The 12,109-nt window shown below is 66.7% G+C and carries 16 protein-coding genes; 9 read left to right on the top strand and 7 right to left on the bottom strand.

Annotated elements, in window-relative coordinates:
• Positions 1 to 17 precede the first annotated feature (17 nt).
• Complete coding sequence (locus JQ603_RS24290) at positions 18 to 1,016, top strand: P1 family peptidase (protein ID WP_212343193.1); 999 nt, start codon at positions 18 to 20, stop codon at positions 1,014 to 1,016.
• Between the two features lie 157 nt (positions 1,017 to 1,173).
• Here the strand turns inward: JQ603_RS24290 and JQ603_RS24285 are convergent, their stop codons facing one another.
• Positions 1,174 to 1,977, bottom strand: coding sequence for an EF-hand domain-containing protein (locus JQ603_RS24285; RefSeq protein ID WP_212343191.1), 804 nt, complete (start codon positions 1,975 to 1,977; stop codon positions 1,174 to 1,176).
• 256 nt (positions 1,978 to 2,233) lie between these two features.
• On the opposite strand from JQ603_RS24285, the gene rpe reads away from it, so the two are divergent.
• The 5 genes from rpe (at position 2,234) to JQ603_RS24260 (ending at position 4,211) form a co-directional block, all read left to right on the top strand.
• Positions 2,234 to 2,935 carry a ribulose-phosphate 3-epimerase gene (gene rpe, locus JQ603_RS24280; protein WP_212343185.1) on the top strand — a complete coding sequence of 234 codons (702 nt, stop codon included), beginning with the start codon at positions 2,234 to 2,236 and terminating at the stop codon, positions 2,933 to 2,935.
• 49 nt (positions 2,936 to 2,984) lie between these two features.
• Positions 2,985 to 3,587: a hypothetical protein gene (locus tag JQ603_RS24275; protein WP_212343184.1), complete on the top strand. Its 603-nt coding sequence runs from the start codon at positions 2,985 to 2,987 to the stop codon at positions 3,585 to 3,587.
• Positions 3,588 to 3,678: 91 nt separating this feature from the next.
• Positions 3,679 to 3,819, top strand: a complete 141-nt coding sequence (locus JQ603_RS24270; RefSeq protein ID WP_212343183.1) for a hypothetical protein — start codon at positions 3,679 to 3,681, stop codon at positions 3,817 to 3,819.
• Positions 3,820 to 3,824: 5 nt separating this feature from the next.
• Positions 3,825 to 3,995, top strand: coding sequence for a hypothetical protein (locus tag JQ603_RS24265; protein WP_212343182.1), 171 nt, complete (start codon positions 3,825 to 3,827; stop codon positions 3,993 to 3,995).
• A gap of 24 nt (positions 3,996 to 4,019) precedes the next feature.
• On the top strand, positions 4,020 to 4,211 hold the full coding sequence (locus tag JQ603_RS24260; RefSeq protein WP_212343180.1) for a hypothetical protein: 192 nt from the start codon (positions 4,020 to 4,022) through the stop codon (positions 4,209 to 4,211).
• Between the two features lie 6 nt (positions 4,212 to 4,217).
• Here JQ603_RS24260 and JQ603_RS24255 read toward each other — a convergent pair whose 3' ends face one another.
• The 5 genes from JQ603_RS24255 to JQ603_RS24235 all read right to left on the bottom strand — a co-directional run bounded on the left by JQ603_RS24255 (position 4,218) and on the right by JQ603_RS24235 (position 8,582).
• The gene (locus JQ603_RS24255) at positions 4,218 to 5,651 is read right to left on the bottom strand and encodes a bifunctional serine/threonine-protein kinase/universal stress protein (protein WP_212343178.1); all 1,434 of its coding nucleotides are present in this window, start codon (positions 5,649 to 5,651) and stop codon (positions 4,218 to 4,220) included.
• Positions 5,652 to 5,657: 6 nt separating this feature from the next.
• The gene (locus JQ603_RS24250) at positions 5,658 to 6,398 is read right to left on the bottom strand and encodes a metallophosphoesterase family protein (RefSeq protein WP_212343174.1); all 741 of its coding nucleotides are present in this window, start codon (positions 6,396 to 6,398) and stop codon (positions 5,658 to 5,660) included.
• 117 nt (positions 6,399 to 6,515) lie between these two features.
• Entirely contained in the window at positions 6,516 to 7,121 is a 606-nt protein-coding gene (locus tag JQ603_RS24245; RefSeq protein WP_212343172.1) for a hypothetical protein, read from the bottom strand.
• Positions 7,114 to 7,800, bottom strand: a complete 687-nt coding sequence (locus JQ603_RS24240) for a hypothetical protein (protein ID WP_212343171.1) — start codon at positions 7,798 to 7,800, stop codon at positions 7,114 to 7,116. Before JQ603_RS24240 ends, JQ603_RS24245 begins: the two co-directional genes overlap by 8 nt.
• Positions 7,797 to 8,582 (bottom strand): MotA/TolQ/ExbB proton channel family protein, encoded by a 786-nt coding sequence (locus JQ603_RS24235; protein ID WP_212343169.1) that lies wholly within the window; start codon positions 8,580 to 8,582, stop codon positions 7,797 to 7,799. Before JQ603_RS24235 ends, JQ603_RS24240 begins: the two co-directional genes overlap by 4 nt.
• Before the next feature lie 199 nt (positions 8,583 to 8,781).
• On the opposite strand from JQ603_RS24235, the gene JQ603_RS24230 reads away from it, so the two are divergent.
• The 3 genes from JQ603_RS24230 (at position 8,782) to JQ603_RS24220 (ending at position 11,228) form a co-directional block, all read left to right on the top strand.
• Positions 8,782 to 10,152 (top strand): sensor histidine kinase, encoded by a 1,371-nt coding sequence (locus JQ603_RS24230; RefSeq protein WP_212343168.1) that lies wholly within the window; start codon positions 8,782 to 8,784, stop codon positions 10,150 to 10,152.
• A gap of 7 nt (positions 10,153 to 10,159) precedes the next feature.
• Positions 10,160 to 10,813 (top strand): response regulator, encoded by a 654-nt coding sequence (locus JQ603_RS24225; RefSeq protein ID WP_212343167.1) that lies wholly within the window; start codon positions 10,160 to 10,162, stop codon positions 10,811 to 10,813.
• Positions 10,814 to 10,922: 109 nt separating this feature from the next.
• Positions 10,923 to 11,228, top strand: coding sequence for a hypothetical protein (locus tag JQ603_RS24220; protein ID WP_212343166.1), 306 nt, complete (start codon positions 10,923 to 10,925; stop codon positions 11,226 to 11,228).
• Between the two features lie 9 nt (positions 11,229 to 11,237).
• Here the strand turns inward: JQ603_RS24220 and JQ603_RS24215 are convergent, their stop codons facing one another.
• Positions 11,238 to 11,825, bottom strand: a complete 588-nt coding sequence (locus JQ603_RS24215) for a TetR family transcriptional regulator (protein ID WP_212343164.1) — start codon at positions 11,823 to 11,825, stop codon at positions 11,238 to 11,240.
• Positions 11,826 to 12,109: the final 284 nt, after the last annotated feature.

The raw sequence follows: 12,109 nt of genomic DNA, 5'->3' as shown, positions 1-12,109 counted from the left end.
CGCACGGAGTGCCGACCTTGAAAAACCTTCTCACCGATATCGCCGGCGTCCGCGTCGGCCATGCCGTGGATGCCAAAATCGCCACCGGCGCGACCGCGATCATCTTCGACCAGCCCGCGGTCGCGGCGATCGACGTGCGCGGCGGCGGCCCCGGAACGCGCGAGGACGCACTGCTCGATCTCGCCAACACCGTCGAGCGCGTCGACGCGATCGCGCTGTCGGGCGGTTCCGCCTTTGGCCTCGATACCGGCGGCGGCGTGCAGGCCTGGCTCGCCGAGCAGGGCCGCGGCCACCGGGTTCGCGAAGCGCTGATCCCGATCGTGCCGGGCGCGATCCTGTTCGACCTCCTCAATGGCGGTGACAAGGCCTGGGGACGCTTCTCGCCCTATCGCGACCTCGGCTACGCCGCGGCCGTCGCGGCCGGCACGGACTTCGCGCTCGGCAGCGTCGGCGCGGGCTTCGGGGCCACCACGGCAACGTTCAAGGGCGGGCTCGGCTCGGCCTCGGCGGTGACGCCTGACGGCGTGAAGGTCGCGGCGATCGTCGCCGTCAACGCGGTCGGCAGTGTCACCGTCGGCGACGGGCCGTGGTTCTGGGCGGCGCCGTTCGAACTGGGCGGCGAGTTCGGCGGACGCGGCCTGCCCGAGAAGTTCACCGAAGACATGCTACGCATGCGCATCAAGGGCGGTCCCGCGGCAACCGCGCGCGAAAACACCACCATCGGCGCCGTCGTCACCGACGCGGTGCTGACCAAACCCCAGGCCAAGCGGCTGGCGATGATCGCGCACACCGGCTTTGCCCGTGCGATCTATCCGGTGCATGCACCGACCGACGGCGACGTGCTGTTTGCGGCGGCAACCGGCGAGAAGCCGATCGAGCCGCTGGCCGGCCTCACCGAGCTCGGCACGATCGCAGCCAATGTGGTCGCGCGCGCGATCGCCCGCGGCGTCTACAGCGCGACGGCATTGCCCTTCCCCGGCGCGCAGCCGGCGTGGAGGGATCGGTTCGGCGGGTAGTTAAGCGCCCGTCACACATCAGGTGTCATCGCCCGGCGGAGACCGGGCGATCCAGTATTCCAGAGACAGGAGTGATTTAACCGAGACGCCGCGGCGTACTGGATGCCCCGCTCTCGCGGGGCATGACAGCGTAATTTGCCGAGAGAGCGCTCTTAGCTCACACGCTCATCGACATGGACGAGCCGGCAGTCGCTGAGGCGCCTTGGCCCTGTCCGCCTTGCCGCTGCATCAACTGCGCGAACAGATCGTAGGCCGAATTGGCGGAGGAGCTGGAGGCGCCCGGCACCGTGGTCGACATCTTGAAGCCGTCGGCATAGGTGACGGTGGTGGTGGTCGAGCCGTCGGCATTGGTCGTCGTGGTCGAGGTCGATCCGCCGCTCGACGACGACGAGGAATCCGAGCCGCTGCCGGAGGCATCGCCCGCGCCGCTCGCTCCATGGGCATGGTGACCGCGGTGACCGCTCGTCAGCGCCTTCGACATCTCATCCAGGCTGACGCTGCCGTCGGAATTCGAATCCAGCTTGGAGAACACGTCATCGGCCTGCGCCAGATTAGTGCCGCCGGCCCCGAGCGCATTCTCGAACTCGGACTGGGTGATGTTGCCGTCGCCGTCGGCATCGATCTGCGAGAACAGGTCCTTCAGCGCCGCGTCCCGGCTCGTCGGTGTCGAGGAGGTCGAGCTCGACGAAGTCGAACTGGACGCGCTGCTCGCGCCGTCGCTCGACTGGCTCTGCGCGGCGATCAGGGCACTCATGGTCTCCGGCGAAATCTGCGCGCAATTGCCTGAATTGACCGACGAGGTCGCCCCACTGGTCGTGCTGCTGCCGCTGTCGATCGCGAACGGATTGGTCGGCGCGCTCTGCGCGGATCCCGTCTTCTGCGTCGATGACGACGATTTCGAGTTCGTCAGCGACTGGATCGCGTCGAGCGCACTCGAGACGGCGCCAAGGGCGAACAACATTGCACAACTCCAACCGATGCGCGGCATGCCGCGGCCAATGTTCTGCAGGTGAAGTCAGCAAGCGTCGTGCCAGCGCGAAAAGCTCAATGAAATCCGCATTTGCCGCGCTGCGCAGGTCGCGGGAACACCGGCAATTCATGCCGCCGACGGCAGAAATTTCCGCCCACAGGAAGCGCGCCCCTCCTGCATTGCCCGCCACGGAGGCCCATGTTAGGCGAGGCCCATTCCTCGTCCGGCCGCCACGGGAAACAGCGCCATGACCCAAGCCTTCGCCCCCCGCCCCCTGGCCATCGCGCCCTCGATCCTGGCCTCGGATTTCTCCAGGCTCGGCGAGGAGGTGCGCGCGGTGGACGCCGCCGGCGCCGACTGGATCCATCTCGACGTGATGGACGGGCATTTCGTTCCCAACATCTCGTACGGCCCCGACGTCATCAAGGCGATGCGCCCGCACACCAGGAAGATCTTCGACGCGCATCTGATGATCTCGCCCTGCGATCCCTATCTCGAGGCCTTCGCGAAGGCCGGCTGCGACCACATCACGGTGCATGCGGAGGCCGGTCCCCACCTGCACCGCTCGCTCCAGGCGATCCGCGCGCTCGGCAAGAAGGCCGGCGTCTCGCTCAACCCGGGCACGCCGATCAGCGCGCTCGAATACGTCCTCGACCTCGTCGACCTCGTGCTGGTGATGTCGGTCAATCCCGGCTTCGGCGGCCAGGCCTTCATCCCTTCCGCGATCGGCAAGATCCGCGACATCCGCGCGATGACGGCAGGCCGTCCGATCGACATCGAGGTCGACGGCGGCGTCGGCCCCGACGTCGCGGGCCCACTGGCAGCCGCCGGCGCCAACGCCTTCGTCGCCGGCACCTCCGTGTTCAAGGGCGGCACGCAGGACGCCTACAAGACCAACATCGCCGCGATCCGCAACGCGGCGCTCGGCGCACGCGGCGAGGCGATCTGACGGCCATTCGCGGTCCGAACCGGCCGTGCGGCCGCCGCGACCAACGGGAATGGACGAAATCCGCGCCACTCCGTTTTCCGCAGGCCTGTGGCGCCTGCGCGCCGAGACCCTGCAGGACGGCGAGCAGGTGATCTGGCAGGGCCAGCCCGACGGCGTCGCCCGCATGATGATGTGGCGATTCCTCTGGTGGATCGGCTTCCCCTGGTTGCTGCTGACCATCGTCGCCATCAGGGCCGATTGGATCGACCAGGCGGCCCGACCTCTCGTGATGCTCGGGATTGCCATGGTTGCGGCCCCGCTGGTGATGCTGCTGCAAGACCTTCAGACGCTCTATCTGATCACCGATCGCCGCGCGCTGATCCTGCGCACGGCCTGGGGCCGACGGACGGTCAGCCAGACGCCGTTCGGGGCCATGGACGCCGTCTTCGAAGTCCTCGACATCGGCCGCAGTGCCGGCCACCTCAACTTCGCATCAGGGCGATCGACCCGTTCGCCCGATACCGACTACACCGGCCGTTATGGGTTTCGCTGTGTTCGCGACGCTCCGCGCCTGCGTGACATTCTCGAGGCTGCGCGCGCAGGCGGGCTACGGCGGTCGCACCCACAAAAGGCTGCGGCCCATACGAGCGTCGCCGCGGCGCGCAATGCCTAAAATTGCAACTTCGACCCGTACTCATCCGGGCTTCACTGATTCGCGCAAATCACTGCAAGTGATTCCCGCCGGCTTTTGACGGGAGCACATCATGACGACGACCCTGGTTTGGACTGGCGTGGCGTTGTGGATCGGTTTCAGTGCGTTTGTCGTGTTCGGCCCCTCGGCCGGACCGGTCGAGGCCCCGGCACGTTCGGCCCGCAACATCCGCCGCGACCGCTATCGGGCCTGACGCCCATGCAGATCGCCCTCGTGAAGCGCCAGCCGAAACGCAGGTGTCGGATTCCGCGGCGTCCGCATCCGAACCTCGATTATTTCTTCGGTCGGTTCGAACGCACTGACGGCGCGCCGGACGACGATGCCCGGCTCGATTCGGACCTGGACCATCCGTCTCAGCGCCACCACTGACGATCTCCTTTTCGGAACGACCCCATGAAACCGCACTGCCCGAACTGCCTGAAGGAAATGACCAAGGCATCCGCGTCGCCTAACCTCTTCAATTGCGAGCCCTGCCGCGAGATCATCCAGTACTTTGGCGGCAGCGCGGATCACGGCGAGCCGGGGCCGCAATTCTCCTGGCCGATCCGCCGCAAGCGCTCCGGCCACACCGCCCACGCGGCGTGATCTTTCCTAGCCCCACACCACGCCGGCGTCTGGCTTCGCCGCAGCCATCCGCGGCGGCCGCACCACGGTGACGGTGCAGGTCGCCTCCGCAGCCACCTTGGCCGAGACGCTGCCGAGCCAAGTACGCCTGAACGAATTTTGCCGCGCCCCGATGATGAGATGGTCGACCGAGTTCATCTCGGCGAATTCCAGCAGCGCCGTGGCGGGATCGACCGCCTCCAGCACATGAACCGACAGCCGGCTCTCGTCGAGCTTCAGCGGGGTGGCCCAATGCCGGAGCGCCACCAGGCGGTCGATGTGCTTGTTGGAGCCCTGCTCGTCCAGCGTCTTGTCGATGGCGATGCGGTTGAGCTTGAGCACATTGACGCAGGCAAGCCGCGCCGAAGGTAACGTCGCCAGAATGCGCTCGGTGGTGATGCGCAGCGCCTCGTTCAGCTCCGGCGCGCCTTCGGCGGTATCGAGCGCGACCGCAACGATCGGGCTCGACGCGATCTGAACTGCGACATCCGATTTCGCGCGCGGGGCCATGACGCCCTGGTTGAAGCGGCGGCGCCAGGCGACGCTGAGCGGATCGCGCTTCAGCCGCTCCGAGCGGGTCGTGAGCTTGACCTGGTCGGGATGAGCGAGATCGAAGGCAAGCTGGGACGCGGTCGGATAGCGCCACACCGGCTCGATCTCGAGGCAGCGCAGCACCACCTCCTGCAGCCAGGGCGGATAGTCGGCGCGAAGCGCGCGCGGCGGATACGGATCGCGCCAGAGTCTCCGCCGCATCGCGCGCAGCGTCTCGCCCTCGCCGAACGGACGCTCGCCGGTGGTGAAGAAGTAGAGCAGCACGCCGAGCGAAAACAGATCGCTGCGCGGATCGTCGCGCACGCCCAGCAGCCGTTCCGGCGCCATGTAGGGCGCGGTGCCGTAAGGCAGGCGGAACTCCTCCTGCAAGAGATCGGGCAGATGGTCATGGTGCGACAGGCCATAATCGATCAACACCGCCTCGCCGCTCTCGCGGAACATGATGCTGCTCGGCTTGATGTCGTGATGGATCACGCTCTGCCGGTGCAGGTCCGCGAGCGCGGTCGCGACCTTGGCGACGAACTGCCGTGCCTCGTCATACGGCAGCGGCAGGTCGGGCAGCCGCTTGTAGAGCGTGGTCCCGGAGATGCGCTCGATCACGGCATAGGCCTGGTGCGCGAAATCGCCGGTGCCGAAGCACGTGGGCACGTGCGGCCCCGCAAGCCGCGGCAGGATCATCATCTCCATCTCGAAGGAGACGATCGCGGCGGGGTCCTCGCCCTCCGACACCCGCGGGATCTTCATCAGCAGCGGCACGTCGATGCCGGGATGGGTGACCGTCCACAGCGTCGCCATACCGCCGGCATGAACGCATTCGCCGATGGTGTAGCCGTCGATCACCGCGCCTGATCTGACCAGGGGTTTCGGCATCGGCCTCTAGCGCCCCTGCGACAGGCGGTCGGCGAGCCAGTGCGGCAGGCCGTTCGCGCGGATCCGGCTCGCGGCCGTCTCGATGTCATAGGGCGCCCGGCAATAGGTGATCAGGCACGACACCGTGTCGAACAGTACGAAGGCCGCGGAGGGATCGCCGTCGCGGGGCTGGCCAACCGAGCCGAGCACCGCAAGCCATTGCCGTCCGCGCAGCAGCGGCACCGGGACGTCGGTCTTGGGCACGAGGCTCGTCATCTTCGCCGTCACCGACATCGAATAAAGCGCCGGACGATGGATGTGGCCGCAGAAGGTGACATGGGCGGGTGTCGATATCAGGCTCTTGGCCGCGTCCGCCGTCGAGCGGACGTAATGCCAGCGCTGCGGGCTGGAGGCCTCCGAATGCACGAACAGGCGGTCGCTATCCTCCACCACCATCGGCAGTTCGGCCAGGAATCGCCGCTGCGCGGCGTCGAGCCGGCCGCGAGTCCATTCGATCGCGATCTGCGCCTCGGCGTTCATGGTCTCGGCCGAGGAATTGACCGCCTGGTCGTGATTGCCGCGCACGGCGACGGCCCCCTGCGCCACCAGCTCCATCGCGGTATCCACGACCCATTCCGGATCGGCGCCATAGCCGACGAAGTCGCCGAGCAGGATGAACCGCTCCGCCCCCTTGGCACGGGCAACCTTCAGGCAGGCCTCGAACGCCTGCCGGTTACCGTGGATATCCGAGAAGACAGCGAGAAGCACGCACCCTCCACCCTCAAATTCTTATTGGAGGCCGATAAGGCCAAATTGAGGGAGGTCAAGAGGATGCGCCAGCGCTGCGCCGTTTACCAGTGCAACGCTGCGGTGATGGTGAAAGGCCTATTGCTCGTCCTTCGGCGGCATCCGGGGCGGCGGAATTGGGGTGAACACCGCGCCTTGGGCACCAGCGGGCGGGGCATTGAATTCGCCGGTCGAGGAGTCGCCGCCGCTCGTCTCCAGGATCGTCTTCGGCGTCACATATTCCCGGACCATGTCGATCAGACTGCCGTCGCCGCCGCCGAAATCGGCCGCGCGTCCCCCTTGCGGATGTCCCAGCGCGATCTCGTTCTCCGCCGCATGGGTCTTGTCGGCCAGCCGGTCATTGTAGGGCACACGAAAGGCGCGCGGGATTCCGCTCGGCCGATTGTCCTCGTCCAGCGCCTCGACCCAGAGATAGATCGAGCCGGGATCGCCTTCCAGCGAATGCGGCTCGACGATGCGGGCCTTCAGCAGCTTGAAGGTAGCAGGCAGCCGGTCGCTGCTGGCCCAGCCGAGCAGACCGCGCATCTCCGTGAAGCTGACGACATAGAAGGCGCTGGTCACGACCACCGCGGCCGCCTTCAGCGACCAGTGCAGCCGCGCGTAGACCAGCACCACCAGCAGCAGCGCGCCGATGACGGCATAGGCGACCGACAGTGTGAGGATAACCGTCTGCTGGTTACTCACGGCGCACCCTCACGGCGTTCTTGCTCACACCGGTCTTCGGATCGACATCGGCGCCGTTGCGCCAGCTGCTGCGGAAGGTCTCCAGCAGCGATTTCGGCCGCTGATCGACATTGACGACCTTGCCTTCCGCATCGATGCGGAAGCGCACCGCGGTCTTCTCGTCGCCGGTGTGGTCGAGCGTGAACTTGTTGTCGAAGATCACCTGCGCGGTCGGATTGAGCTTCTGCACCTTCACATTGGCCGTCACAGGCTCGCCGGTCGTGGCGACGAAATGCGAGACATTCACCGTGTATTCGCCGGCGAGAATGCCGCGCACCGTGACAATCTCCTCACGGATGGGGGAAGCGATCTTCTTGCCGGCGACGATGATGAAGTCGTTGGCCCCGCCGCGGTCGTCACGGTCGAGCGTGAGGAAGCCGGCCTCGCGGTGGCGATACCAGGCGATGTTGCCGGCGGGATCCTGCACGAACAGGTCGAGATCGTCGGGGTGGTTGTCCGGCCAGTCCAGCGTGATCATGAACTCGGCCTTGGAGTCGATCTTGCCGTCCTTGGCATCCGGGGACACCGCGAGCAGCGCGAGGAAGAACAGGAAGGCGATCACCTGGAGCGCCTTGAACAGCATCACGCCCAGGGGATCGAACGGCTCCTCGCGCGGATAGAGGCCGAAATCATCCATCATGACGGCGTTCCGGCGCCTTTAATTCCAGCGCCTTGGCGCTCCAGCACCGGCGTCACATAGGTCTCGGTCAGCACCACTGCATCCGAAAACACCCGCTGGGTCGCGGCATCCAGCATGTAGTACTGGATGCGGACCAGGATCGAGCCGACGAGACCGGCCAGCGTCGTGTACATCGCGACCGCCATGCCGTCGCTCATCAATCCCATCGAGGATCGCATCGCGACTTTGTCGGCGGCATCCAGCCCCGCGATCGGCGCCAGCATGATGATGAAGCCGATGATGGTGCCGAGCAGGCCGAGCTTCATCAGCGTGTCCGAGACGAAGGCGCCGAACCCGTTGGAGCCGCGCAGTCGGTCGGCCAGCGTTCGCAGCAGCAGCGTCTGGTCGACGGGGCGGTAATCCTGTGCCGCCGCCTTCGTCACCAGGCTCTCGATGTGATCGCGCACCAGCCCGCGCGGCAGCGACGTCCCGCGCGCATCGAGCACCTTGCCGCCGTCAGGCGCCGCGAGCGCCGCCCGGCAACGCCGCGCCGCCGCCCCCTCCCGCGCGATCGCCCGCGTGCGCAGGAAACAATGGCCGCAAGTGATGATGTAGAGCACCGCGATGACGCTGGAAATGTAGGTGCGGTCCGAGGTCAGCATCAGGTGGATCAGGCCGAAGCGCCACAGCAGCACGACGGCGAAGATCGACAGCCCGGTGAAGATCATCCAGAACAGCAGCGCGCTGCGCTCGGATGGATCGGCAGCCTGGCCCATGATCGGTCCAATCGTCATCGAACTCATGCTGCACCGCTCCTCGCCCGCAACGATGGGGCCTATAAGGATTCCTGCCCGATTAGATCAAAGCCGCCGCGCCCGGTCCAAAGACCCATGCCCAATCCGGCTTGGGAAATTTGCCCGAGCTGCAATCCTGCCACACCCCGCATTGGCAAGGCGCGGCGGCGTTGTTAGGCTGATCCTACCAAACGTCGGGGGTGATCGCATGCGCCTCGTGCTTCAGCTTGTTGCCCGCCTTCTGCTCATCGTGGCGCTGTGCCTCGGAGCCGCGGCCGTATGGGCCACGTTCGACGCCTATCGCAGCATTGACCGGGCGACCGCGGCCTCGGCGCAGCGGGTCGCGCAGGCGCTTCAGGGGCTGTACTGGCATGAATTGTTGCTGCGCAGCAGCAGAGCGCGCGAGCACCTGCTGCCGGTTCCGGAGTGGCGCACGCTGGAGACGATGAAGCTGATCTCGCCCGGCGTCTGCGTCGAGTTCCAGCCGGCGACCGCATTCGAGAAGCCGCTCTGCGGCCAGAGCGAGGGTCTGGGCAAGACCCCGCCGCGCTGGTTCGCATCCATCGTGCCGACCTTCCTCGGCAGCCATGCCGAGGTGGTGCGGCCGGTCAGTCCCCGCGCCGCTGCCGCCGGTACGGTGGTCGCGACGCCGGATGCGACCGCCGCGATCTCGCTCGCCTGGGAATACATCCTCAACGTCATCGACGTCGCGCTGCTGATGGCGGCGGCGATCGCCCTGCTCGCCTCGCTCGCCATCGCGCACGCACTGGCGCCGGCGCGCGCGATCGTCACCGCGCTCCAGCGCATGGCGCGCGGACAGTATCGCACGAAACTGCCGCGGTTCCGCTCGATGGAGCTGGCGATGATCGGGGGCGCCGTCGGCGAGCTCGGCGGCCGGCTGGAGGAAGCGACGGAACAGCGCGCGGCGCTGACGCGGCGGCTGATCGAGATCCGCGACGACGAGCGCCGCGCGCTCGCCCGCGAGCTGCACGACGAGTTCGGGCAGAACCTCTCCGCCATCCTCGCCTTCGCCAACACGATCGAAACAGCGAGCGCCAAGGAAAGCAAGGACAGCGGTATCGCGCAGGACGCGCGCATGATCTCGCAGGCCACGCATCATCTGATGGCCTCGCTGCGCGATGCCTTGAAGCGGCTGCGCAATCCGCTGCCGGAGGAGCTCGGGCTCGAGGCAAGCCTCGTCAATCTGGTCGACAGCTGGCGCTCGCACAGCACGGCGCGGCCGACGATCCAGCTCGACCTCAGGGGCGACCTCACCGACATCAGCGGCCCCGCCGCCACCACCGCCTATCGAGTCGCGCAGGAATGCCTGACCAATGCGCTACGTCACAGCGCGGCGCGCGAGATCTCGTTGCGGGTCGAGCGCCGCGCGGGGGAGGACGATGCGCTCTTGATCCGTGTCGAGGACGACGGCGGCGGCGATGCGGAGCGGGTCGCGCAGTCGGCCGGCTTCGGCCTCACCGGCATCCGCGAGCGCGTCGCGGCGGCCGGAGGATCGCTGTCGATCCTGCCTGCAACCCGAGGCCTCAGCGTCGCCGCCACCATCCCGCTCGCCGCGTGAGGCCGACATGAGCGATGTCGCGGCAACAGGCATCTCCGTGCTGCTGGTCGACGACCACCCGATCGTCCGCCAAGGCTACCGGCGCGTGCTGGAAAGCCAGGGCGATCTCCACGTCGTGGCGGAGGCCGACAACGCCGCGGATGCCTACAGCGCCTTCAAGGCGCACGATCCCGACGTCGTCGTATTGGATATCTCGATGCCCGGCGCGAGCGGGCTGGAGGCCATCCGCAACATCCGCGCCCGCAGCCCGCGGGCGCGCATTCTCGTCTTCACCATGCACAACGAGGCCGTGCTGGTGAAAGCGGCCTTCGGCGCCGGCGCCTCCGGCTTCGTCACCAAGAGCAGCGAGCCGTCCGCGGTCGTGAACGCAATCCGCAGCGTCGCCCGCGGCGAGCGCGCCATGAGCGACGACATCGCGCACATCCTCGCCGAAGACAGCCTGTCGCCGACCGGTTCGGTGCTGGACCAGCTCGGCGAGCGCGAGATCGAGATCCTGCGCCAGTTCGCCGGCGGAGCTACCACCGAAGAGATCGCGACACATCTCAATCTCAGTGTGAAGACGGTGCAGAACTATCACTATCTGATCAAGACCAAGACCGGCGCGCGTACGGACGCGCAGCTGGTGCGGCTCGCCGCGACGTGCGGGCTGACGAAGATCTAGCAGCGGGACTGCCGGATTCCTCGAGCGAGGTAGCGCTCGTGAATCTACTGAGGGGATGGAACAGAGGCCATCCAGCCCCGGTTAGGAGTGGAGTGGAGGAGGAATCGCCATGAGTAAGGCTCATCACAAGGCAATCGACCATCCCCCGATCATTACCGTAGGCGAGCTCATCGACGAACTTTGCCGCCTGCCCGATACGGCCGTCGTCCACTTCCGCTGCCCCATGCTCGAGCAGGAGCTGACATTCTACCGCCTTCGAAAGCGGTCAAAGGATGTCGTCGAAATCGCGGTCAACACATATCCGGAGAGTCCGCCGGTCGTCCCGTCGGCCAACGGCGGATTGCACCCGCGCAGACACGCGACCGCCTCGCCCTCCCTTGGGGAGAGCGCGCTTCTTCACAAGGCAAGAGGGTAAGTCAGGCGTCTAGGCCGCCTTCAAGCCGCGCAGCACCAGCGCGAGCGTCGCATCGACACGCGCCGGCAGATCGGCATCCTTCCACTCGTCGGCATGGGCCGGATGATGGAAGCGGCAGGTCGCATCGAAGATCGCGCGCGCAGTCGCCTTGACGTCGTCCACGGCGAACACGCCCTGGCTGACGCCATCGGTCAGGATCGCCGCGATCTGGTCGATCATGGTGTCCTTGTGGCACTTGACGGCCGCACAAGCCTCGCGCGCCAGCGTCAGATAGGTTTCGAACATCTCGGGATCGTCGAGCACGCGCGAACGTTTGGCTGCAAACAGCGTGCGCAGCCAGCGGTCGAGCCTGTCGGGCGCCGGGCCCTGCTCCCTGGTGATCGCCAAGAGCGGCGCGTCGATGCGGTCGAGCCAGCGTTTGGCAACGGCCTCGCGCAGCGAGGCCTTGCTCGGGAAATGGCGATAGACGCTGCCGTGGCTCACATCGAGCGCACGGGCAACGTCAACCACGGTGGCCTTGGCAAGTCCGTAGCGCCGAAGGACGTCCTCGGTGACTTCGAGGATCCGCTCCGGCGTCAGGATAACGGCTTCATTCATGCCAGCACCTTGTTCCCGTTCAGGGTTCACCCGGCGACGGCGCTGATTCCGAAGCGCCCCTTGCCGGTCGTTCGGAAAGCTCTCGCCTTAATGAGGCAGTTTTGCAGCCTGCGCCGCGATCTGGCGCGCCACCAGCAAATTGAGCCAATGCCCAATCGTGCCGGTGAAGTTGATGATTTCGGTCGTCATTGTCTTAAGTCTCCATTCGTCCGCGGTCCCCATCCCTTCATTACGTCCCTCGATCCGCTGGTATTTCGGACCTCGGGCTCCCCGGAAGGATGACC

This window comes from Bradyrhizobium liaoningense, from assembly GCF_018130825.1.
In the GTDB taxonomy this organism is placed as follows: Bacteria; Pseudomonadota; Alphaproteobacteria; order Rhizobiales; family Xanthobacteraceae; genus Bradyrhizobium; species Bradyrhizobium liaoningense_B.
The sequence above is the reverse complement of the archived record's forward strand: the minus strand, read 5'-3'. Positions and strand labels throughout refer to the sequence as shown.

What these genes read in the sequence shown, in the direction of transcription:
- JQ603_RS24260 (WP_212343180.1), top strand. Translation starts at nt 4,020, where the DNA reads ATGAAACCGCACTGCCCGAACTGCCTGAAGGAAATGACCAAGGCATCC.
- JQ603_RS24275 (WP_212343184.1), top strand. Translation starts at nt 2,985, where the DNA reads ATGGACGAAATCCGCGCCACTCCGTTTTCCGCAGGCCTGTGGCGCCTG.
- JQ603_RS24230 (WP_212343168.1), top strand. Translation starts at nt 8,782, where the DNA reads ATGCGCCTCGTGCTTCAGCTTGTTGCCCGCCTTCTGCTCATCGTGGCG.
- JQ603_RS24240 (WP_212343171.1), bottom strand. Translation starts at nt 7,800, where the DNA reads ATGATGGATGATTTCGGCCTCTATCCGCGCGAGGAGCCGTTCGATCCC.
- rpe (WP_212343185.1), top strand. Translation starts at nt 2,234, where the DNA reads ATGACCCAAGCCTTCGCCCCCCGCCCCCTGGCCATCGCGCCCTCGATC.
- JQ603_RS24285 (WP_212343191.1), bottom strand. Translation starts at nt 1,977, where the DNA reads ATGTTGTTCGCCCTTGGCGCCGTCTCGAGTGCGCTCGACGCGATCCAG.
- JQ603_RS24235 (WP_212343169.1), bottom strand. Translation starts at nt 8,582, where the DNA reads ATGAGTTCGATGACGATTGGACCGATCATGGGCCAGGCTGCCGATCCA.
- JQ603_RS24255 (WP_212343178.1), bottom strand. Translation starts at nt 5,651, where the DNA reads ATGCCGAAACCCCTGGTCAGATCAGGCGCGGTGATCGACGGCTACACC.
- JQ603_RS24270 (WP_212343183.1), top strand. Translation starts at nt 3,679, where the DNA reads ATGACGACGACCCTGGTTTGGACTGGCGTGGCGTTGTGGATCGGTTTC.
- JQ603_RS24265 (WP_212343182.1), top strand. Translation starts at nt 3,825, where the DNA reads ATGCAGATCGCCCTCGTGAAGCGCCAGCCGAAACGCAGGTGTCGGATT.
- JQ603_RS24215 (WP_212343164.1), bottom strand. Translation starts at nt 11,825, where the DNA reads ATGAATGAAGCCGTTATCCTGACGCCGGAGCGGATCCTCGAAGTCACC.
- JQ603_RS24225 (WP_212343167.1), top strand. Translation starts at nt 10,160, where the DNA reads ATGAGCGATGTCGCGGCAACAGGCATCTCCGTGCTGCTGGTCGACGAC.
- JQ603_RS24220 (WP_212343166.1), top strand. Translation starts at nt 10,923, where the DNA reads ATGAGTAAGGCTCATCACAAGGCAATCGACCATCCCCCGATCATTACC.